Consider the following 19,004-nt stretch of genomic DNA (forward strand, 5'->3'; position numbering starts at 1 on the left):
CGCACGGCCAGTCGTGATTGCCATGGTTTCTCTCCGACGACGAATTCGGCCGCGAGACGGTGATCGTCGCGACGAACGAGCGAGCGGGTCGATCGACGACCGACCGCCGCTCGAAGAACAGGTGATCGTTATAACCGGCGCGTCCTCGGGAATCGGACTGACGACGGCTCGGATGGCCGCCGACCGGGGCGCGGGGGTCGTCCTCGCCGCGCGAAGCGAGGGCGCACTGTCCGAACTGGCCGACGAACTCGAGGCCGAAGGCGGCGAGGCCACGCCCGTCGTCGCCGACGTGCGCAACCGCGACGACGTCCGCGAGATCGCACGCACCGCCGACGAGGAGTACGGCGGGATCGACACCTGGGTCAACGGGGCGGCGGTCTCGATCTACGGCGCGCTCCGAGACGTTCCGGTCGAGGAGATGCGCGAACAGTTCGAGACGAACGTCTGGGGCGTCGTCTACGGCTCGCTCGAGGCCGCCGAGTACATGCGCGAAGACGGCGGCACGATCATCAACATTGGGAGCATCGTCTCTGACCGCACCATAATCCACCAGGGGAGCTACTCGGCGTCGAAACACGCGGTCAAGGCCTTTACCGATGCCCTGCGGATGGAGTTCGAAGGGGATGGCGTGGCGATCGACGTAACGCTCGTCAAACCGAGCGCGATCGACACGCCGTATCCCCACCACGCCAAAACCCACATGGACGAGGAGCCGACGCTTCCGCCGCCGGTGTACGCACCGGAGACGGTCGGGCGAGCGATCCTCCACGCCGCCGAACACCCCCAGCGGGAGGTAACCGTCGGTGGCGGCGGCAAGGGAATGGTGGCGCTCGGTCGCACCGCCTCGAGCCTCATGGACGCCCTCATGGAGACGATCTTCGCCCGACAGCAACGGACCGATCGCCCACCGAGTGAGGGGAGCGGCCTCGACGGCCCGACCGGGGATCTCGAGGAGCGAGGCGGCTACGAGGGACACGTCGCGGAGACGAGCTTCTACACCAGACTCGTCCAGCGCGGGATCGACGGTCGAACGGCCGCCCTCGGCGCCGGCTTCCTCGCGGGCGCGGCGTACGCCGTCTACCGGTTGCTGGGCGGGTCCCGTTCGTAGCGGTTCCCTCTCCAGTGGGCGAGACCGCGCTCGTCGTGGCTCCCTGTCTAGAGGGGGAAAGTCGCGGTCGAATCCACCGGGGGGACGGCCTTACCTGACGACCGTGACCGGAACTGGTGACCGACGAACGACGTGTTCGGCGACGCTCCCCAGCAGAATACGGGCCGCACCCGACCGACCGTGGCTTCCGATGACGACCCGGTCGATATCGTGGTCGTCGGCGAACGCGACGATCTCTCGACCCGCCCGTCCGACCGTCGTCTCCGTCTCGAGGGAGACGTCCTCGGCCGAGACGCGTTCGGCCGCCGCTTCGAACAGATCCGCCGCCGCCTCTCGCCGAGTCTCGACCAGCGCCTCGTAGGCGTAAACCGAGCCTTCGCCGTAGGCCATCGTTCCCGGATCGATGACGTGTAATGCGACGATCGTCGCGCCCGGGTTCTCTCGGGCGGCGAACTCGAGGGCGTCCATCGCCGGTTCGGAGTCGTCGAGCGGCACCAGGATGTCCATATCGGACGTTCGGTCGCGAGTGACATAACGTGTGCTGTCAAACGATTTACTGTCAGTCAGTTCCGGCGCGACTGCAGCCCGGGTCGCGGTTGCAACGGTGTACTCGCTGCACTCCTCCACCGAGACTCGTCTCACACGGTTCGACTCACCGCCGGGACATCGGGACAGGAATCCGTATCAGTTCCCACTCCACGGTGGTCGAGACGCGTTCCCGCCGACGAGACGGGCGGCGAGGTGGCGGCTGATACGGATTGCTGTAACTGTGTATCGGTGACATCTCATGCGGACGTGGTTCCGCCCGTACTGACTGACAGCGGTTCGTATACTGACAGCGATCCGTACGACGAGCCGTCTCCCGGCGTCACACACCGTCCGTATCGCCATCGAATCGCCAGTAGTGTTCGTCGACGACGTCGACCGTGGCGATCAGGGAGCCGATGATGACGGGGCCGAAGAACAGTCCCATGACGCCGAAAGCGTAGATACCGCCGAGGACGCCGAGGATGATGATCGCCGGGCTGAGATCGGCGTACCGGTCGACGATGATCGGTCGCATGTAATCGTCGGAGACGCCGACGATGAGCGTGCTGTAGGCGGCCAGCGCCACCGCGAGCAGGGGTTCGCCGGTCACGAACAGGTAGCCGACCGCGGGCCCCCACACCAGAAAGGCGCCGATTAGCGGGATGAGCGCGAGTATCACCATGACGAACGTCCAGAACGCGGCGTTCGGGATTCCCGTCGCGAACAGCCCCAGTCCGGCGATACACCCCTGGACGATCGCGATCAACACGTGGCCCGCGAGGACGGCCCACATCACCTCGTCGAGTTCACCGTAGAAGTCCTCCTGGACGTCCGAGGGGAGCGGCGTCCGATCTCGAATCCACGCCATCAGCTGATCTCCCTCCTTGAGGAGGTAGTAGAGCAAGAACAGCGTCAGTCCGAAGCCGATCAGTGCGTGGGTGAACACCCCCAGCCAGGCCGTCGTCTGCTCGACGAGGACCGTCCCGATCTGTTCGGCCGATCCGGCAACCGTCTCGGTGACGTCGACGCCGATCCCGATCTCTTCTTCGATCCACGCCTCGAGTTGGGCGATTTCGAGATCCTCCGGATCGACGGCGGCGAGGATGTTCGCGGCGTCGTCGGCGATCACCACGGCGACGAGGACGAAGGGGATGATGAAGCCGACGACCGCGAGGACGACGAGTGCGAATGCCGCGACTGTCGGCGAGACCCGCCGCTCGAGGCGTTCTTGTAGCGGGTAGAGGACGAACGCGAGCAAGAGTGCCCCCAAGACGTACTGGAGAAACGGGACGACGAGTTGCCAGGAGAGGTACGCAAATATCACCACGAGCGCGAGGAGAACTCCCTTGCTACGGTTCACGCCGTATCCGACCACGTTCGGTGCGATAAAACCGGGCGCGACCTGTCCGGAGTCGAGACTGTCGTATTCAGGCGCCACACGTCTTCAAGGATCTGGTTCGCCAACGCTAGACCGAATGTCGACCCAGCTCGATCCGCTCTCGCTGTCGGCCGACCTCCTCTATACGGTCAAAACCGAGGGCGAGGCCGACTGGCTTCGAGAGCATCTCGCGACGCTCGAGCGATCACGACTCGAGCGGGCGCTCGCCGGTCGCGAGCCGAAGCTCTCGTTCTGGCTCAACTGCTACAACGCCTACGGCCAGTTGTTGCTCGACGAGGAGTCGTCGCTGTTGTCGGGTGGCGTCCTCGATCGCTGGAAGTTCTTCGCCCGCGATCGGGTCCCGATAAGCGGCGTCTGGCTGAGCCTCAACGACATCGAACACGGGCACCTCCGTCGCTCGAAACTGCCGTGGGGCTTTGGCTACCTTCCGCGGCCGTTCCCCTCGTCGTTCGAACGACAGTTTCGACTCGAGGAGTGTGACCCGCGGATCCACTTTGCGCTCGGTCGGGGCGGCGAGAACTGTCCGCCGATTACGGTCTACTCGCCGGGCAACGTCGACGAGGAACTCGACATCGCCGTCGAGTGGTACTTAGAGGAAAACGCTGAGTACGATCCCGACGAGGAGGTTGCCACGATTCCGCGACTCTTCCGGCGCTACCGCGGCGATTTCGGCGGGAGACGCGGGATCGTCTCCTTCCTCCGGGAGTACAACGCCGTTCCGGAGGATGTCTCGCCGTCGCTTTCGTACGAGCGCTCCGATCGGGCACCCGACTTCGATCTCGACCTCGAGCACGACGAGTTGCGGCCGTAGCGAGAGTACTCCGTTATCGCGGCCGTAGCCGGAGTACTTTTGTCAGTTCACCGTCTTCGCTCGCTCGTGACTACTCCCAGCCGACACGGCGACCCTGACGCCGTGTTCGAACGCGACGAACGCATCTGTCGCCGCTGTGGGACCGGTGCCGCCGAGGATCCGAACGGGCTGGCGCTGTACCCCGTCGGTGACGCCCACGAACCGGGACCGGTCCACGAGAGTGCGCTCGTGACCGTCTGCGCTCCCTGTCTCGGCTCCCTCGAGTCGGTGCCGGGGGAGGATGTCGTACTCGACGACGACGCCCTCTTCGATCTCGTCCGACAGACGACCGAACGCCAGGGCGTGACCGTCTCGGCCGTCGCCGCTTTCGCCTCGCTCGCGACGGAGCTACCGGGCAAACTCGAGGCCGGCGAGCACGACGGCGATCTGGCCGGCGAGTACGTCCAGGCCCGCCGCGAGGTCCTCCTCGCCATCGACTCCGTCGACTCCCGACTCGAGCACCTCCACGCGGTCGACGACTCGACTCTCGAGCCGGCGGTCGCCGAGGCGCTGACCGCTTTTCGGGGTGGCGGAACCAAACTCCAGTCGGAACTGCGCGGGATCGTCGCGCTCGGCGAGTCCGTCGCGGCCGGGATCGGCCGCTGTCACGGCTGTTTCGAACCAATCGCCGACGGCGAATCGCGCTGTCCGGTCTGTGACCTCGAGTACCGCGACGTCGAGGACTGGCGGCCCGCACCCGGCGAGGGCGTGGCCTTTCACCGACTGTTCGAGGCGATCAACGAGACGTTACAGGCGGCCTCCGGAACGACCGAATCGCTGACGGGACACACGACGGCTGTCGCCGAGGCGCTCCGGGGCGGGTGAGTTGTAGTAACGACTGAAACGATGTACACCTGATCGGACAGCCGTCGTGCGATCCGGTGTGCATTGACGTTCAGTGGCTCCTATACATCCCGGTTCCGGTGACCACGACCGGAACCGACGACCGGAGGAGTACTTCCTGAGTAACGCTTCCGAAAACGTGACTTTCTGTGGGCGGTTTCGTTCGTCCGCCGAGAACGACGCAGTCGACGGCTCGTTCCGTTGCCTCTTGGAGGATGGTGTCGGTGACGCTGAACTGTCGTTCGACGACGTCCACACTGACGTCTCGTAGCTGTAAATAGCGGTATCCACGTCGGACGGAACTGACGACGTCTCGAGCCGAGAACTCGGATCTGATCTCGTTCGGGACGGTGGACTGGTCCTTTCGCTCGAAGACGAACAGGAGCGTCGCGTGCACCGACGCTGACGCGTTCGGGAGTGATGTGACCCACTCGACCTGCGATCGGACTCGTTCCTCGTTTTCGTCGACTGGAACAAGCACCTCGTACATACGAACGAATCCGTGGGGGAGCGTGTGAACGGCGAGTCCGATTCCAGGCAAGTGAGAGTCACCTATTGTCAATAATAGTTTGTTATAAATGCGCCGGTCGAGCAACCTGCTAGAGCGAAAGCGTTACCGAAACCGGTGCAAATCCCCGTGACGAGCGGATAGCACCAGCTTTACCGATGTTGTCGTGTGGATACGTCCCTCGACAGCATCGTCAGTACGAACTCGTCACCGTGGCGTCCACCGGTTCGGGATCTGTCGTCAGCTCACACTCCCCCCTACAGCGTCGTCGTCGCCTCGAGTGCGATGTCGATGGCGCGGCCGACGTTGTTCTTGGCCTTCTCGGGGAGTTCGTCGTCTTCGGTGTCGGTGCCCTTCTGGGTGCCCTCGACGAGGTTGCCGTCGACGGTACAGATGGCGCCGGCGCGCAGGCCCCGGCGTCGGGCGAGCGTAAAGAGCGCGGCGGCTTCCATCTCGACCGAGAGCAGGCCGGCGGCTTCCCAGTCGGCGACGTACGCCTCCGTCTCCGCGTAGTAGGCGTCATCGGAGGCGATCGGGCCGACGTGAACGTCTTCGTCGTTCGCCTCGGCGGAATCGACCAACGCCGAGAGGACGCCGTAGTCCGGAACGGCGGGGTACTCGACGTCCTCGTAGCGCTTCGAGGTTCCCTCGTTTTTCGCCGCGCCGGTGGCGACGATCATGTCGCCGATCTCGATTCCCGACTGGAGGGCGCCGGTCGTCCCCACGCGGAGGACCGTCTCGACGCCGACGTTCGCGAGTTCTTCGACGGCGATTGCCGCAGACGGACAGCCGATTCCGGTCGAACAGATCGTCAACTCGCGCCCGTCGTAGCTCGCGTTGACGATCTTGTACTCCCGGTTTTGCGAGACCGTCTCGGCCTCGTCGCAGTGGTCGGCGATGCGGTCGACGCGTCCGGGATCGCCCGGAACGAGTGCGACGTCGGTAAGTTCGCCCTCCTCGACCAGCAGGTGCGGTTGCGTTCCCATACCCCGCGTTCTCCGGGCGGCGAGAAAAAAGGTTCGAGAGCCGAAGCGTTCGGTTTCGGTATTCGTCCGCCAGCCTCACTCGCTCGAGGAGACCGTCACGCCGGTTTGTCCGACCACGACCGTCGCCCCCTCCACCTCGAACTCGACTCGGTGGGCCGATCGATCGCCGTCCCGGGACCCATCGAACAGCGCGTCGAGGGCTTCCGGATCGACGTAATCGTAGAGGTGAGTGGAGGTCCGCGTGACGTCCTCGCCGCGATACTGCGCCAACGCCATCGTGACGGCGATACTCGGCGGTTCGTCCGATTCGTATTCGTACTGAACGCGCCGACCGACTGCACGGCCGTTCGACTCGCGTATCGTTGGTTCGGTCATGTCTCTCCGTCACGTTTCCGTGACTGTCTACTCGAGTGGCCAACGGCTCGACCCATATAGGTATCGTCAGACGACAGCTTCTGAGAAGCACGTCCGCACCGGCTCGTGGCTGTGGCGGTAACTCGTCGAACCGTGCGTCTCAGTATCGAGCACCGAGAAACGTCTCGACCGCGTCCGCCGTCGGCGCACTCCGAGCCCCCTCCCGGCTCGCCGTGAGCGCTCCACAGGCGTTCGCGTACTCGAGGGCGCGTTCGACGTCGCCGTGAGAGAGCGTACTCGCGATGAAGCCGGCGGCGAAGGCGTCGCCGGCGCCCGCGGTATCGACCGTGTCCACGTCGAATCCCGGGTGGTCGTACGAGCCGTCGGGCGTGTGGACGTTCGCCCCGTCCGAGCCGTGTTTGACGACGAGTACGCGGTCGCCGAACGCGGAGTCGACGTACTCGTCCTCGAGAAGCGCCGCGACCTCCCTGTCGTTTGCAAAGAGGACGTCGGCGGCCGCGAGTGCATCGCCGTAGTCGCGGTCCTCGAGGCGGCGTCCGGGATCGAAACTGATCGTCGAGCCGGCCTCACTCGCGACCGTCGCGATTCGGGCCGCCGTCTCGGGTCGCTGGCTCGTGAGGTGGACGTGATCGGCGTTTCGGATCCGCGACTCGTCGAGGTCTTCGGGACCGACCGCTTCGTTGACGCCGTCGTTGCCGAGCACCGCGACCTCGCCGTCGTCGTCGACCAGCAGGTACTTGACGGCGGTGTCCGCGCCGGAAACGACGCGAAGTCCGTCCAGCGAAACGCCGGCGTCCTCGAGTTCGCGACGGGCGAGGAGCCCGTTGTCGTCGTCGCCGACGCTCCCGACGAGACCGGCCTCGAGATCGAGACCGGAGAGAGCCGCGGCGACGTTTGCGGCGCTTCCGCCGCCGGACTGGCGTTGTGATCGGATCGCCGCCTCGCCGTCCGGTTGTGGGAGCCTGTCGACGCGAAGCGTCACGTCCCAGTTGACGTGGCCGGCAGTGAGCACACCTACCATTCAGTTGTCGGAAGAACGGCCGCGAGCGAGAAAAGTCTAGGCGACCGTGAACGCGAACGTCGAGACAACCGTGAACGCGAACGTCGAGACAACCGTGAACGCGGAGGTCTACGTGACCATGAACAGGAGGACGTTGTGGATACCCGGCCCGAGACCGATCGCGGCGATGAACGCGAGTACGAGCCGCGCCCGTCTCGGCTCGACCTCGACGTACTCCCGGAACAGTCCGAGGATGACCAGCGCGAGCGCGACTTTCACCAGAACGAACAGCCAGCCGGCGCCGATGTACTCCGCCGTCGGGAGCGCCCCGCCGGCCTCGAGAATCAGCCGCGAGGCGGGCACCTCCTCTCTGGCGCCGAGGAAATCGTAGCCGACGGCGGTCGAAATGCCGTCGAGCGTGTGTCCGAAGACGACGAGGGTACCAGTCGCTCCCGTCGTCGCGGCGACGCTCGTAAACCAGATGCTCAGCCCGAACCACGTCAACGCGGTGACGACGACCGTGAGGACGACGATGACGATGAGCCAGAGCGGCCGGAACGTCCCAGTTCCGACGCTCGTCGCGACGAGCACCGAAACGGCCGCCACGAAGACTCCGGCGCCGATTCCGCCCAGGAATTTATCGGCCGTTCGCTGGAGTCCGCCCGCCTGGAGGAAGAGGCCGACGATCCAGATCAGCCCCGCGACGGTGGCCGTCACCAGGTAGACACTCGGCGTGGCGAACAATACGGCGAGAGCGTCCGGGTACACCTCGAGGCGGTAGAAGACGTGAAGCGTCGCACCAACCATCATCCACGGTGCGAACGCGAGGACGGTTCGATCGGTCACCGGCGGCTCGAGCGACCACAGGAGCGCAACGGCGCCGAAGAGCACGGCCAAAAGCGGGACGAGGAGGTACCACGGCGGGAGCATGAACCCCTCTGGAAGCACCATACGACGAGAGGAACGTGCCAGAGACTAACATGTTCCGATCCACGGTGGATCGTATTCGACTGGTGTCACGTATCCGGCCGCGAGCGAAGTGAGGTCGATAACCGACCGTGGACGTGACGTCCCGACAGCGTCGCCGCTTTCTCGCTGGCTCAGGCCTCCCACGGCTCGCCGGTCGTCTCCCCGAACAGCTCTCGCATGAGCGTCACGATGCTCTCCGGGGGGAACTGCCCTCGCTCGGTGACGATCGCGTCGACGTGGCGCGGCGGCGTGACGTCGAAGGCGGGGTTCTCGACGATCAGCCCGTCGTGGGTCCCCTCGAGTCCCCCACCGTCGGTGTGCTCGAGTGTTCGATCGTCAGTTTCCTCGAGTCCCGTAATCTCCACTCGCTCGTCAGGCGAGAGGACCTCGTTCTCGTCGCGCATCTCGATCGCGACCGTGTGGCCGGTCATCGTATCCGGATGGAGCTTGATCGTCTGGGCGGCGACCATCACCGGCACGCCTCGTTCGCGGGCGTTGACCGCGAGGCCGCTGGTGCCAATCTTGTTGATGACGCTTCCGTCGGCCGCGATGCTATCTGCGCCGACGAGGACGTGATCCGCGTCGTCGAGATACCGGCGGGCCGCGTTGTCGACGATCAGCGTCACGGGGACGTCCCACTCGCGTAACTGCTCGGCCGTGATGTGGCCTTGCTTTCGTGGCCGGGTCTCCTTGACGATCGCCTCGACGTGTTTGCCGTCTTCGAGTGCGGCCTCGATACACGACAGCGCATCCGTCGAGTGACAGTGGGTCATCACCACGTCCCCGTCTCGAAGGCGGTTCGCGCCGATCTCCCCGAGTTTGGCCTGAGCCTGCTCTAAGTCCCGGCGAAACTCGTCGGCCCTGGCGATCGTCGACGATCGCAACTCGGCGACGGTCTCGCCGTCCATCCCCTGGAGGACGTACCGGAGGGCGTTAGGGAGGCTAACGGCGGTCGGGCGCGTCTCGTAGAGGCGCCTGGCGGCGGCGCGCATTCCCGTCCGGAACGCCTCCGGGCTCGAGGCCTCGGATCGTTCGGCGTGGGTTGCAAGCGCCTCGGCGGCCGCGTCGGCGATCGTCGCGGCCCCACGGATTCGCATCTCCGCGATGTCCGTTGCGGTGGCGTCGACGACGGGATCGACGCCGGGCGAGTCGTCTTCCATGCCGACCCTTTGCACGCCGCGGGACAAAAGCGACCGGGCGGATTTTTGATGGTTCGGCGAGTCGGTCCGCTATGGACCGAACCGAACTCGCCCCCCTGATCGACCACACCGTCCTCGGACCCGAGACGACGACCGCCGACGTCAGGGCCGTCCTCGACGACGCCGAGACGTACGGGATGAACGCCTGTATCCCGCCGTACGCGATCGAGGAGGCGGCCGACTACGCGCCGGCGGTCACTCTCGCGACAGTGATTGGCTTTCCCCACGGTCAGAACGACCACGACGTGAAACGCCGAGAGGGGGTCCTCGCCTGGAAGGCGGGCGCGGACGAACTCGACGTCGTGATCAACGTTGGCCGACTCAAGGCCGGCGAGGACGACGTGATCCGGGCCGAACTCGCCGAGGTCGTCGCCGCGGTACCGATCCCGGTGAAGGTGATCATCGAAACCGCACTGCTTTCGGACGAAGAGAAACACCGGGCCTGTGAGGCCGCCGTCGCCGCCGACGCCGCGATGGTCAAAACCTCCACCGGCTTCGCAAACGGCGGTGCAACCCTCGAGGACGTCGAACTCATGAGCGAGTATCTCCCCGTCAAGGCCAGCGGCGGCGTCGGCAGCTACGAGGAGGCGATCGCCATGCTCGAGACCGGTGCCGAACGGATCGGCGCCTCGAGCGGCGTCGACATTCTCGAGGGCGCGCCCGACTCCTCGGCGTAACGCGTCGGCCCCCGACGTGGCGTGTCGACCCCCCGAAATGGTGTGTCGAACCCTCGCCGTACGCGATCGTTCTGTCGGTTCGAGATCGTCCGTCAGCGGCGTCTGACTCGTGGTTCGGCAATTAGCCTGTGGCCCGTACCCACACCGCCCGGACGGTTTTGTGGCTCGCCTTCGAAAGGCCGTCGATGACTCCCGAACTCGAGTCGTTTCCGAGCGACTCGGCGGATCTGGCGGACGGTGCTCGGCTCTATCGCGACGTGTTCAACGAACCACCCTGGAACGACGAGTGGACGCTCGAGACGGCGCGGACGCGGCTCTCACAGCTCGTCGAGACGCCCGGACACCGCGGCTACGCCGCGTCGATCGACGGCGACCTCGCGGGACTCGTGATCGGAACCCAAGAGGAGTGGGACACTGAATCAAAATACTACGTTCGGGAACTCTGCGTCGACTCGACACACCAGCGCCGGGGGATCGCCACGGCGTTGATGGACCGTCTCGCCGCCGACCTTCGTCGGGCGGGCGTCGAGTCGATCTACCTGCTAACCCTCCGGGATGCACCCGCTCGCACGTTCTACGAGGAACGAGGGTTCGACCTCGAGGACGGGACGGCGTTGCTGAGCCGCCGGATCGAGTCGTCCGACAGTACATAGACTCCCACTGATTGCCAGTGGACTCCGAGCGGTCCGCAGAGTAGTAGTCACTCGAGGTTTCGTTCACCCTCGAGGCTCGTATCCTCGGCGGTCCGCCCACGTTCGCTTTTGCCCCCACGAGCGAACTCGTCGTCGTCGATTCGTCCCGCCGCGTACGCATCCTGAAGCTGTTCGATCTCGTCACGCGACGACTCCTCCCCGTCGGTCGCACTCGTCTCGTCGTCCTCGAGCATCGTCTCGGCCAGAAATAGGTAGAGAAACGTCAGAGAGCCCACGGCGCCGAGTGCGACGAGCCACCACGGTCCGACAAACGACGCGAGAAAGGCGAACGCCAGGAGGACCAGAAAGGCGGCGAGGTATCCGTCGGTGGGCGACCATCGTGACTCCATACCGTCACAGTACCGCGTTCACTGCTATAGTAGCCACGTCGATGGATCGTGCCGTTTGTCTCACACGGTCAGCCGACGCTCCGAACGACCAGAACCGTCGCAACTCCCGCGAGCAGCGCCAGCAGGAGGTTCTCGGTCTTCCAGGCGACGAGCGCGACGACGGCCCCCCCGAGCCACTCCGTTGGCCCGCCCTCGAGCAACTCGGCCGCGACGATGGAGACGACGATCACGCCGGGCAAGAGTTCGAAGCCGGTCTCGGCTCGCTCGGGGAGGTCGATCCGTCCCACGAGCCAGAGGCCGCCGGCTTTGGTAGCGTAGGTGAGAAACGCCATCGCGAGGATCGTCGCGACGACGACCGGCTCGAGCGCCAGCGGAGACTCACTCATTCGTACCACCTCCGTCCGCACAATCGTCGTCCGGATCACCTCCCTCTGGACCGCCTCCGTCCACACCACCCGCGATTCCGACGACACAACCCGCGCAGGCGCCGAGGAGGACGTACCAGTAGCCGGGGAGGACGGAGGCACTGGCCAGCGCGACGGCGAACGCCGCGGCCCACGGCCGGAGGTCGCCGGCACCGTCCCACAGTTCGACCGCGATGGCGACGAACACCGCGGCGAAGACGAAATCCAGGCCGTACTGCGAGGGATCGCCGATGCCGTCGCCCGCGACGCCGCCGACGATCGTCGCGACGACCCACAGGAGCCAGATGGCGAACCCGCTCCCGAGGAGGTAGGCGCCGCGAATCGCCCTCGAGCCGTCGGCATCCTCTGTGAGTGCGCCCATCGTGAGCGCCCAGTTCTCGTCGGCGGTGAAGAAGATGCTCCCGTAGGCCGCGGGCGGCGACAGCTTCGCGAACCAGGGCTGGAGCGCGGCACCCATCAACACGTACCGCAGGTTCACGAGCACCGTCGTGAGGAGGACGGCGGCGACCGGAACGGCGGCCGCGTCCGCCCAGAGGTCGACCGCGATCAACTGCGCCGCGCCCGCGAGAACGGTCGCGCTCATCAGGGTCGCCTCGGCGACGCTCAACCCCGCCTGGACGGCCAACACCCCGAAGACGATTCCGTAGCTCGCGACGCCGACCGCGATCGGCAGACACTCGAGGAATCCTTCACGCGCGCCGGCAACGGTGAACGTGACCGATTCTCCCGACGTGACCGATTTCGTCGTTTCGTCGATCTCTTCGGATTCCATCCTACCCGTTTCCCTCGAGAGCGCTCGAGGAACCTAATATCTCGGAGAAGAGCCGTTCTCTAATGCGGTCGAAACGTTCGCCGCTGTGGCGAGAAACTCTCTATCGCGACCGCGAGGTCGAAACGCGTTCGGGAGGGCGCTCCGGGATCGACACACCCTCGAGCAGCCGTCGGCCGCGCTCGGTCAGCGCGTAGCCGTCGTCGCTCCCGTCGACCAGCTCCTCGAGCGTTCGCAGATGGTAGTTGAGTTTGCCGTTGTCCCGGATCGAGATGCGCGCCCGCAGTTCGGAGTACCGAAGCGGCCGATCGCAGCCGGAAAGCGCCGCCAGAATCTCGAGTCGAATCGGGCTCGCGAGCAGTTCGAACTCCTCGGAAGCGCGCTCGAGGTCGGGCTCGGAACCGTTCTCGAGGTCGTCTTCGGTGGCGGGCTCGACGCCGCGTTCAGAAACGTTCTCGAGATCCTCTTCGGAGGCGGGCTCGACGCCGGGTTCGGATTCGTGATCGGGTTCGCGTTCTCGCTCGAGGACGGGCGCGGCCTCGGACCCGGTGGGTCGCGACGGTGACCTGGGTGACGCGGGTGTGGATTGTGTGACGGCGGATCGAGTCGATCCCGAGCGCGAACCGGCGGCCGTCGAGGCGCCGGATGGACTCGTCTCTCCCCGCTCGAGTTCAGTGTTCGTCGACCACAGCCACGTCGGGATCGCCATCGCTCGTCTCATTCTTCCGGCTCGAGTAAAATCCTTTCTTCCGGTGTCGAACCACAATTCGCGAACCGAAGTCGACCGACTCGAGCGCCCCGGGAACTTACGAGGCTTCGCGTCAACGGTCCGTCATGGCGACCGAGGACACGGCTGATCCGGAGTACCCGCTCGAAGCGCTCGCATCCCTCCCCTCGTTTTTCCATCCCGCGGCGTCCCCGTCGGGTGATCGCGTGGCGTACTACGACGACGTCACGGGACGCAACGAGCTGTACGTGCTGGACGTCGAGACAGGCAAGAAACGGCAGATTAGCGACGGCGAGGTTCCGCGGGACGCGAAGTGGCGCTTTCGCTGGGACGCGACGGACGAACGCGTCTACTTCCACCGCGACGACGCGGGCGACGAGCAACACGACATCCACGCGCTCGGCCTCGAGGGCGACCACGAGGTCGTCGTCGAACCCGAGGGACAGGCGTACATCTCCGAGCCGTCCCCCGACGGGCGGTACCTGCTGTACGCGAGCGACGAACGCGACCAGCTCAACTGCTATCGGTACGACACCGAGACGGGTGGCGTCGAACGGCTCACCGAATACGACGAACCCGTCTGGGGAGCGAGATACAGCCCCGACGGCGACCGAATCGCCTACGACGCCAACGAGACCGACGACCTCGACAATCGTGACGTCTACGTCGCCGACGCGGACGGTTCGAACCCGCGACGCCTCGAGGTCGGCGCGACGGGCACGGAGGCCGGGCCGGCGGACTGGCACCCCGACGGCGACCGACTACTGCTATTTGACAACAGCGAGGACAAGCCACGGGCGGGCGTCTACGACCTCGCGTCCGATACCGTCGAGTGGCTCGGCGACGGCGACCACGTCGAGGTGCCCCTGGTGTTCACGCCCGACGGCGACGTCGTGGTGATCCGCAAACGGCGGTGTGCCGCAGTGCCCGTCGTCTACGGCCTCGAGTGTGAGCCGTCGCGTGACTCGGCGGGTCGAACGGGGAACGAAGTGATCGATAAGGCCGGCGACGGTCGGGAACTCGAGCTTCCCGAGGGCGTCGCCGAAATTCCCCAGTCCCGTTCGGAGGCGTTTCTCGCGGACGGGCGAATGCTCCTCAGCCAGTCGACCCCCAGCGAACGGTCGCGGCTGCTCGCGTACGACCTCGCGACCGACGAGTACGACGTACTCCTCGACGCCGAGTACGGCGAGATCGATCCCGACGCGTTCGTCGACGCCGAGTACGTCACCTACGAGTCGACGGATGGAACCGAAATCGGCGGTCTCCTGTGGGACGCACGGGATCGTCCCTCCGCCGACTCGGAGGCAACCGACCAGCCCGGGCTGGTGAAGGTCCACGGCGGGCCGCACTTCCAGTCGGCCAAACGGTTCGACGAGTACGCGCAATTTTTCGTCTCGCGGGGGTACTCCGTCTTTGCACCGAACTATCGGGGATCGACCGGCCGGGGACGGAAGTTCAAATTCGCGATCCGGGGTGACTGGGGTGGCATGGAAGCCGAGGACATCGCGGAGGGCGGCCGGTGGCTGATGGGCCGGGAGTGGATCGACGAGGATCGGGTCGCCGTCTTCGGCGGCTCTTACGGCGGCTACAGCACGTACAGACAGCTGACGAAATATCCCGGGCTGTGGGCGACCGGAATGGCCTGGGTCGGGATGACCGACCTCCTCGCGCTCTACGAGAACTCGATGCCTCACTATCGGACGATGCTCGAGCAACAACTGGGCAATCCGTCGGACGCCGAGGTCGCCGAGTTCTACCGCGAGCGCTCGCCGATCACCCACGTCGACGAGATGGCCGATCCGATCCTGATCACCCACGGGGTCAACGATCCGCGCTGTCCCATCGAGCAAGCTCGTCGGTTCCGCGACGCCCTCGAGGACCGCGGCTGGGCCGAAGGCGAGGAGTTCCGCTACGAGGAACTCGGCGAGGAGGGCCACGGCTCGACGGACACCGAGCAGAAGATTCGCGCCTACCGGATCATGGCGGCATATCTCGATGAGCGGCTTTAAGCCGATTTGGTATCGTTGTCGAGGATCTGGTGGATTAACTCGGAGTCGTCGCCGCCGAGTGCCGATCGCACTAACAGATTGCCGCCGAGCACCGCCGGACTGATGACCGTATCAGCCCCGGCGTGCTCGAGTTTCTTCGTGTTCTCGCGGTCGGTCGCGGCGGCGACGATTCGGGTCTCGGGGGCGAGTTGCCTGGCGGTGAGGATCGTCAGCGCGTCCTGTGCGTCCTCGTTCGTCGCGACGAGGATCGCGGACGCCCGCCCGATCTTGGCGCGGTGGAGCGGGCTCTCGTCGCTGGGGTCGGCGGTGACGACCGGAATGTCGTTTTCGGAGAGCGCGTCGCTCGCGTCGTGGTTGAGCGTTACGACGACGAACTCCCGGTCGTTTTCCGCGAGTTCGTCGACGATCGGTTCGGTCAGTTCGCCGTAGCCGAGCACCAGAACGTGGTCGCTCAGCAGTTCGAGTTCCGATTCTGTCATCATTCCGAGCGTCTTCGTGATTCGCGCCTGGATCGCCGGGCCGAGGAGCACCCCGGCCGCCAGGCCGAAACTGGACACGCCGAGGACCAGCACCGACATCGTGAACAGCTGTCCCTCGGTCGAGTCGAGGTGAGGGGTGACGTCACCGTAGCCGACCGTACTCGAGGTAATCAGCGTAAAGTAGAAGGCGTCGAGTGGGCTCTCGATTCCGTCGAAATCGGCACGGAGCGCGTACGCACCGATGGTGCCGTACGCCTGGACGCCGACCAACGCGGCGCCAGCGGCGATCTGGGTGGTACTCAGCGAGAGCGGTTTGGTGAAGTGGTCGTGGGTGAGCCACAACACCGGAATCGACACGAGCGAGAGGACGATCAGCGGCGCCGAGTACTGGCTCAACTGGAGGAACCCCTGGGCGGCGGTCAGGGGTAACAAGAGGATCGTCATCCACCAGCCGACACGCAGTCCGCGTCTGAGTGCGAGCGCGCCGGCGACCATCATGAATCCGGTCACTGCGCCCGTAAAGCGAGCCGTTCGCTGGACGATGTCCGGAATGTACGGATCGAGCGGCTCGTAGGCGGGTTGGAAGCCGATGTTGAAAAGCGCCGTCGCGACCGAAAGCAGAGCGACCGCGAGTGCGAGGGCGATCGCGGCTCGCGTCGTGAGCACCCGCTGCCAGTCCTCCGGCAGGCGGTCCCGAACGGTCTCGGCGGCCATATGCTGTGTTGGGTCGCCCCGGCAGTTAAGATTCGCCGTTTTTCTCGCCGAGCGCCGACGCGTCCGCGTTCGACCGAACCGAGGTATCGCTCGAGACTCGAGGAGCGGTAGCTACTTGCCTCCGGCACCGATACCGCCACGTATGGCCACCGAGTGGAAACTGTTCGCCGACCTCGCCGAACACGCCGGCGACAGACACGTCACGGTCGAGGCGTCGGCCGGAGACACCGTCGGGGACGCCTTCGAGCAACTGCTCGACGGCCGACCCGAACTCGAGGCACGCGTTCTCGAGGACGGCGAACTCAGATCACAAGTCAACGTCTTACGCAACGGAACGAACGTCCTCGTCGAAGAGGAGGGTCTCGAGACGGAACTCGGCGACGGGGACGAACTCGCCCTGTTTCCGCCGGTCAGCGGCGGTTGAGGCACTCCGTTATCGGTCTGGCAGCGATCGCCCTGCGAGATCGATCTCGAGGATGAAATCCGGCTCCTCGCCGAGTTCGGCGCCGGCGGCCGCGGCGTCGCTGACGAACCGGGCCGTCTCGGGGATCGCGATCCGCGTTCGGTTCGCCTCGAGCGCCGCGGCGTCTCGAGCGATCGCGGCGAACAGCGCCCTGGCGGCCTCGAGGTCGTCCCACGCCCCGACGCCGTACTCGGCGACGGTTTCTTCCTCGCCCCGGTCCGTTCGCCGATGAAACGTTCGGGACCGGTAGGCGGTTCCTGCGGTCCCGTTCGGACCTTCGACGACGAGGACGGCAGTATCGTCGACGAACCGGTCGAAGTCGGCCGACGTTATCTCGCGCATTGCCCACGATTCTTCGGGCGCGAGTCCGAGTCCCCGCAGGTGTTCGCACGCGTCGCTTCGGGTCCAGTAGCGCCACGCCGCCGTCGGATCGCTCGAGATGGCGTGGTTCGCCGGCCCCTCAGCCCCGGGGTCGGGCTTGGGGTGGGCGAATCGGAACTCCGTCACCGGTTCGAAGCCGATCGTCCGCGCCGTCGCGAGCGAGGCGACGTTCCACGAGAAGATCATGATCCGGCCGACGCGGGCGCCGCGCTCGCGGGCCCACTCGAAACAGACCTCGTTGAGTCGGCGAGCAACGCCTCGCCGGCGGTAGTCGCTGTCGACCCGGAGACTCTGGAACCAGGCTTCCTCGGACGAGAGGAGCCTCGCCTGGACGATCCCGGCCGCGTCGCCGTCGATCGTCGCCAGGAACGTCTTCGTGTCGAGGTCGCCCTCGTCCTCGAGCCAGTCGTGGTAGATCTCTGGGAGGTAGTCCCCGCCGCGGTCCGCCCAGATATCGCTCGTCATCTCGGCGACGGCCTCGTAATCGTCGTGTGTCGCCCTGCGAACGTTCATTCGGGATTCGGTTCGGCTCGGTGCGGGGTATGCTGTTCGGATTCGACTCCGGGCTGTCGACCGTTGGCAACTTACTCTATAGTACCAACTGAAACGATTTACACACTGATCGCCGAACTGTCTGGCGATCAGGTGTGCAATGACTTGCAGTGGCTACTATAGTACCAACTGAAACGGTTCACACACTGATCGCCGATCCATCTGGCGATCGGGTGTGCATTGGCGTTCAGTGGCTACTATACTTCTTCGATCCTCCTCGAGAGAATCGGCGCTGGCGTTCGGACAGACTGCTTCGTTTCGTTTGTCCTAAAAACCCACCGAAGTGACCAATGTGGGAATAGCGCTTTTGTGTACCCACTTTGTACTGGTGTATATGACCGAGATCGCGACGGACGAACGGGGGCGGATCACGATTCCCAAGGAGATCCGAGAGCGCTTCGGCGAGCGATATCGGATGGTGGAGCTTCGAAACGGGGTCAAACTGTTGGCGGTCCCAGATGACCCGGTTACAGCGCTACGGGAGGCCTCGAGCGAAGAGTTCAAGCAGGCGTCGATGGACGAACTGCGCGAAGCCGGGCTCGAAAAGGCCCAAGAAGAGGCGACCGGGCATGTACGCTGATACCGATTTCTGGGTCGCCATCTTGAAAGACGACGACTGGCTCGCCGACCGAGCCGAGATTCGTCTCGAGGAGTACCGAGGCGAACTTGAGGTCTCGCTCGCAACGTTCATCGAACTCTTTCTGATCGAGGAACGGTACGCGTTCGATCGGGAACAGGCTGCGCTCGCAATTTTTGAACTGGCCGACTGCGACGTCGACGAGGACGCCGTGTTTCAGGCGTCGGAGTACATCGACGATGGTCTCAACACATTCGACGCGTTCCACGCCGCATTGGCGGACGACGCGATCCTCTCGAGCGATCAAGCGTTCGATACCATCAGTGTCGAACGCGTGCCGCTCGAGTCGGATTCAGCGGACAATTCGGACCACTAACACGGGCCGCCGTCTGGCTTTCGGTGGAACAGCAGCCCTGTCGCGGGT

General features: G+C 65.3%; 23 protein-coding genes. 9 read left to right on the forward strand and 14 right to left on the reverse strand.

Features of this window, described 5'->3' with window-relative positions:
• Positions 1 to 22: 22 nt before the first annotated feature.
• Positions 23 to 1,108 carry an SDR family oxidoreductase gene (locus tag AB7C87_RS15065; RefSeq protein ID WP_369730307.1) on the forward strand — a complete coding sequence of 362 codons (1,086 nt, stop codon included), beginning with the start codon at positions 23 to 25 and terminating at the stop codon, positions 1,106 to 1,108.
• A 90-nt stretch (positions 1,109 to 1,198) separates the two neighbouring features.
• Here the strand turns inward: AB7C87_RS15065 and AB7C87_RS15070 are convergent, their stop codons facing one another.
• A complete protein-coding gene (locus tag AB7C87_RS15070; protein WP_369730308.1) occupies positions 1,199 to 1,615 on the reverse strand; it encodes a universal stress protein in 417 nt (138 codons plus the stop codon).
• 361 nt (positions 1,616 to 1,976) lie between these two features.
• The gene (locus AB7C87_RS15075) at positions 1,977 to 2,996 is read right to left on the reverse strand and encodes an AI-2E family transporter (RefSeq protein WP_369730309.1); all 1,020 of its coding nucleotides are present in this window, start codon (positions 2,994 to 2,996) and stop codon (positions 1,977 to 1,979) included.
• 115 nt (positions 2,997 to 3,111) lie between these two features.
• Here AB7C87_RS15075 and AB7C87_RS15080 point away from each other — a divergent pair, with 115 nt between their 5' ends.
• Complete coding sequence (locus AB7C87_RS15080; RefSeq protein WP_369730310.1) at positions 3,112 to 3,846, forward strand: DUF547 domain-containing protein; 735 nt, start codon at positions 3,112 to 3,114, stop codon at positions 3,844 to 3,846.
• Positions 3,847 to 3,912: 66 nt separating this feature from the next.
• Positions 3,913 to 4,710: an HNH endonuclease gene (locus AB7C87_RS15085; RefSeq protein ID WP_369730311.1), complete on the forward strand. Its 798-nt coding sequence runs from the start codon at positions 3,913 to 3,915 to the stop codon at positions 4,708 to 4,710.
• 70 nt (positions 4,711 to 4,780) lie between these two features.
• Here AB7C87_RS15085 and AB7C87_RS15090 read toward each other — a convergent pair whose 3' ends face one another.
• The 6 genes from AB7C87_RS15090 to AB7C87_RS15115 all read right to left on the reverse strand — a co-directional run bounded on the left by AB7C87_RS15090 (position 4,781) and on the right by AB7C87_RS15115 (position 9,726).
• On the reverse strand, positions 4,781 to 5,218 hold the full coding sequence (locus tag AB7C87_RS15090) for a universal stress protein (protein WP_369730312.1): 438 nt from the start codon (positions 5,216 to 5,218) through the stop codon (positions 4,781 to 4,783).
• 275 nt (positions 5,219 to 5,493) lie between these two features.
• Positions 5,494 to 6,222, reverse strand: coding sequence for a guanosine phosphorylase (locus AB7C87_RS15095; RefSeq protein WP_369730313.1), 729 nt, complete (start codon positions 6,220 to 6,222; stop codon positions 5,494 to 5,496).
• Positions 6,223 to 6,297: 75 nt separating this feature from the next.
• Positions 6,298 to 6,597, reverse strand: coding sequence for a HalOD1 output domain-containing protein (locus AB7C87_RS15100; protein ID WP_369730314.1), 300 nt, complete (start codon positions 6,595 to 6,597; stop codon positions 6,298 to 6,300).
• A 139-nt stretch (positions 6,598 to 6,736) separates the two neighbouring features.
• Complete coding sequence (locus AB7C87_RS15105) at positions 6,737 to 7,618, reverse strand: ATP-dependent ribose-1-phosphate kinase (RefSeq protein WP_369730315.1); 882 nt, start codon at positions 7,616 to 7,618, stop codon at positions 6,737 to 6,739.
• Between the two features lie 108 nt (positions 7,619 to 7,726).
• Positions 7,727 to 8,548 carry a DUF63 family protein gene (locus AB7C87_RS15110; RefSeq protein ID WP_369730316.1) on the reverse strand — a complete coding sequence of 274 codons (822 nt, stop codon included), beginning with the start codon at positions 8,546 to 8,548 and terminating at the stop codon, positions 7,727 to 7,729.
• A gap of 149 nt (positions 8,549 to 8,697) precedes the next feature.
• Positions 8,698 to 9,726: a ribose 1,5-bisphosphate isomerase gene (locus tag AB7C87_RS15115; RefSeq protein WP_369730317.1), complete on the reverse strand. Its 1,029-nt coding sequence runs from the start codon at positions 9,724 to 9,726 to the stop codon at positions 8,698 to 8,700.
• Positions 9,727 to 9,797: 71 nt separating this feature from the next.
• Here AB7C87_RS15115 and deoC point away from each other — a divergent pair, with 71 nt between their 5' ends.
• A complete protein-coding gene (gene deoC / locus AB7C87_RS15120; RefSeq protein WP_369730318.1) occupies positions 9,798 to 10,442 on the forward strand; it encodes a deoxyribose-phosphate aldolase in 645 nt (214 codons plus the stop codon).
• Positions 10,443 to 10,627: 185 nt separating this feature from the next.
• Positions 10,628 to 11,095 (forward strand): GNAT family N-acetyltransferase, encoded by a 468-nt coding sequence (locus AB7C87_RS15125; protein ID WP_369730319.1) that lies wholly within the window; start codon positions 10,628 to 10,630, stop codon positions 11,093 to 11,095.
• 47 nt (positions 11,096 to 11,142) lie between these two features.
• On the opposite strand, the gene AB7C87_RS15130 is transcribed toward AB7C87_RS15125, so the two are convergent.
• The 4 genes from AB7C87_RS15130 to AB7C87_RS15145 form a co-directional block, all read right to left on the reverse strand.
• On the reverse strand, positions 11,143 to 11,484 hold the full coding sequence (locus tag AB7C87_RS15130) for a hypothetical protein (protein WP_369730320.1): 342 nt from the start codon (positions 11,482 to 11,484) through the stop codon (positions 11,143 to 11,145).
• A 68-nt stretch (positions 11,485 to 11,552) separates the two neighbouring features.
• On the reverse strand, positions 11,553 to 11,870 hold the full coding sequence (locus AB7C87_RS15135) for an AzlD family protein (RefSeq protein ID WP_369730321.1): 318 nt from the start codon (positions 11,868 to 11,870) through the stop codon (positions 11,553 to 11,555).
• On the reverse strand, positions 11,863 to 12,681 hold the full coding sequence (locus AB7C87_RS15140; RefSeq protein WP_369730322.1) for an AzlC family ABC transporter permease: 819 nt from the start codon (positions 12,679 to 12,681) through the stop codon (positions 11,863 to 11,865). Before AB7C87_RS15140 ends, AB7C87_RS15135 begins: the two co-directional genes overlap by 8 nt.
• Positions 12,682 to 12,781: 100 nt before the next feature.
• The gene (locus AB7C87_RS15145; RefSeq protein WP_369730323.1) at positions 12,782 to 13,387 is read right to left on the reverse strand and encodes a DUF7347 domain-containing protein; all 606 of its coding nucleotides are present in this window, start codon (positions 13,385 to 13,387) and stop codon (positions 12,782 to 12,784) included.
• A gap of 125 nt (positions 13,388 to 13,512) precedes the next feature.
• Here AB7C87_RS15145 and AB7C87_RS15150 point away from each other — a divergent pair, with 125 nt between their 5' ends.
• Positions 13,513 to 15,414 carry a S9 family peptidase gene (locus AB7C87_RS15150; protein WP_369730324.1) on the forward strand — a complete coding sequence of 634 codons (1,902 nt, stop codon included), beginning with the start codon at positions 13,513 to 13,515 and terminating at the stop codon, positions 15,412 to 15,414.
• Here the strand turns inward: AB7C87_RS15150 and AB7C87_RS15155 are convergent.
• The gene (locus tag AB7C87_RS15155; RefSeq protein WP_369730325.1) at positions 15,411 to 16,607 is read right to left on the reverse strand and encodes an NAD-binding protein; all 1,197 of its coding nucleotides are present in this window, start codon (positions 16,605 to 16,607) and stop codon (positions 15,411 to 15,413) included. The genes AB7C87_RS15150 and AB7C87_RS15155 overlap by 4 nt on opposite strands.
• Positions 16,608 to 16,749: 142 nt before the next feature.
• On the opposite strand from AB7C87_RS15155, the gene AB7C87_RS15160 reads away from it, so the two are divergent.
• On the forward strand, positions 16,750 to 17,031 hold the full coding sequence (locus tag AB7C87_RS15160; protein WP_369730326.1) for a ubiquitin-like small modifier protein 1: 282 nt from the start codon (positions 16,750 to 16,752) through the stop codon (positions 17,029 to 17,031).
• Positions 17,032 to 17,040: 9 nt separating this feature from the next.
• Here the strand turns inward: AB7C87_RS15160 and AB7C87_RS15165 are convergent, their stop codons facing one another.
• Complete coding sequence (locus tag AB7C87_RS15165) at positions 17,041 to 17,964, reverse strand: GNAT family N-acetyltransferase (protein ID WP_369730327.1); 924 nt, start codon at positions 17,962 to 17,964, stop codon at positions 17,041 to 17,043.
• Positions 17,965 to 18,337: 373 nt separating this feature from the next.
• Between AB7C87_RS15165 and AB7C87_RS15170 the strand changes: the two genes are divergently transcribed.
• The gene (locus tag AB7C87_RS15170) at positions 18,338 to 18,583 is read left to right on the forward strand and encodes an AbrB/MazE/SpoVT family DNA-binding domain-containing protein (protein WP_369730328.1); all 246 of its coding nucleotides are present in this window, start codon (positions 18,338 to 18,340) and stop codon (positions 18,581 to 18,583) included.
• Positions 18,573 to 18,956, forward strand: a complete 384-nt coding sequence (locus tag AB7C87_RS15175; RefSeq protein WP_369730329.1) for a PIN domain-containing protein — start codon at positions 18,573 to 18,575, stop codon at positions 18,954 to 18,956. The genes AB7C87_RS15170 and AB7C87_RS15175 overlap by 11 nt, the downstream gene beginning before the upstream one ends.
• Positions 18,957 to 19,004: the final 48 nt, after the last annotated feature.

Source organism: Natrarchaeobius versutus (assembly GCF_041205745.1).
Lineage (GTDB): Archaea > Halobacteriota > Halobacteria > Halobacteriales > Natrialbaceae > Natrarchaeobius > Natrarchaeobius versutus.

Excerpts from the sequence above, each read along its gene's own strand:
- AB7C87_RS15065 (WP_369730307.1), top strand. The coding sequence starts at position 23 with ATGGTTTCTCTCCGACGACGAATTCGGCCGCGAGACGGTGATCGTCGC.
- AB7C87_RS15070 (WP_369730308.1), bottom strand. The coding sequence starts at position 1,615 with ATGGACATCCTGGTGCCGCTCGACGACTCCGAACCGGCGATGGACGCC.
- AB7C87_RS15080 (WP_369730310.1), top strand. The coding sequence starts at position 3,112 with ATGTCGACCCAGCTCGATCCGCTCTCGCTGTCGGCCGACCTCCTCTAT.
- AB7C87_RS15090 (WP_369730312.1), bottom strand. The coding sequence starts at position 5,218 with ATGTACGAGGTGCTTGTTCCAGTCGACGAAAACGAGGAACGAGTCCGA.
- AB7C87_RS15095 (WP_369730313.1), bottom strand. The coding sequence starts at position 6,222 with ATGGGAACGCAACCGCACCTGCTGGTCGAGGAGGGCGAACTTACCGAC.
- AB7C87_RS15100 (WP_369730314.1), bottom strand. The coding sequence starts at position 6,597 with ATGACCGAACCAACGATACGCGAGTCGAACGGCCGTGCAGTCGGTCGG.
- AB7C87_RS15105 (WP_369730315.1), bottom strand. The coding sequence starts at position 7,618 with ATGGTAGGTGTGCTCACTGCCGGCCACGTCAACTGGGACGTGACGCTT.
- AB7C87_RS15110 (WP_369730316.1), bottom strand. The coding sequence starts at position 8,548 with ATGGTGCTTCCAGAGGGGTTCATGCTCCCGCCGTGGTACCTCCTCGTC.
- AB7C87_RS15115 (WP_369730317.1), bottom strand. The coding sequence starts at position 9,726 with ATGGAAGACGACTCGCCCGGCGTCGATCCCGTCGTCGACGCCACCGCA.
- deoC (WP_369730318.1), top strand. The coding sequence starts at position 9,798 with ATGGACCGAACCGAACTCGCCCCCCTGATCGACCACACCGTCCTCGGA.
- AB7C87_RS15125 (WP_369730319.1), top strand. The coding sequence starts at position 10,628 with ATGACTCCCGAACTCGAGTCGTTTCCGAGCGACTCGGCGGATCTGGCG.
- AB7C87_RS15130 (WP_369730320.1), bottom strand. The coding sequence starts at position 11,484 with ATGGAGTCACGATGGTCGCCCACCGACGGATACCTCGCCGCCTTTCTG.
- AB7C87_RS15135 (WP_369730321.1), bottom strand. The coding sequence starts at position 11,870 with ATGAGTGAGTCTCCGCTGGCGCTCGAGCCGGTCGTCGTCGCGACGATC.
- AB7C87_RS15140 (WP_369730322.1), bottom strand. The coding sequence starts at position 12,681 with ATGGAATCCGAAGAGATCGACGAAACGACGAAATCGGTCACGTCGGGA.
- AB7C87_RS15145 (WP_369730323.1), bottom strand. The coding sequence starts at position 13,387 with ATGGCGATCCCGACGTGGCTGTGGTCGACGAACACTGAACTCGAGCGG.
- AB7C87_RS15150 (WP_369730324.1), top strand. The coding sequence starts at position 13,513 with ATGGCGACCGAGGACACGGCTGATCCGGAGTACCCGCTCGAAGCGCTC.
- AB7C87_RS15155 (WP_369730325.1), bottom strand. The coding sequence starts at position 16,607 with ATGGCCGCCGAGACCGTTCGGGACCGCCTGCCGGAGGACTGGCAGCGG.
- AB7C87_RS15160 (WP_369730326.1), top strand. The coding sequence starts at position 16,750 with ATGGCCACCGAGTGGAAACTGTTCGCCGACCTCGCCGAACACGCCGGC.
- AB7C87_RS15165 (WP_369730327.1), bottom strand. The coding sequence starts at position 17,964 with ATGAACGTTCGCAGGGCGACACACGACGATTACGAGGCCGTCGCCGAG.
- AB7C87_RS15170 (WP_369730328.1), top strand. The coding sequence starts at position 18,338 with ATGACCGAGATCGCGACGGACGAACGGGGGCGGATCACGATTCCCAAG.
- AB7C87_RS15175 (WP_369730329.1), top strand. The coding sequence starts at position 18,573 with ATGTACGCTGATACCGATTTCTGGGTCGCCATCTTGAAAGACGACGAC.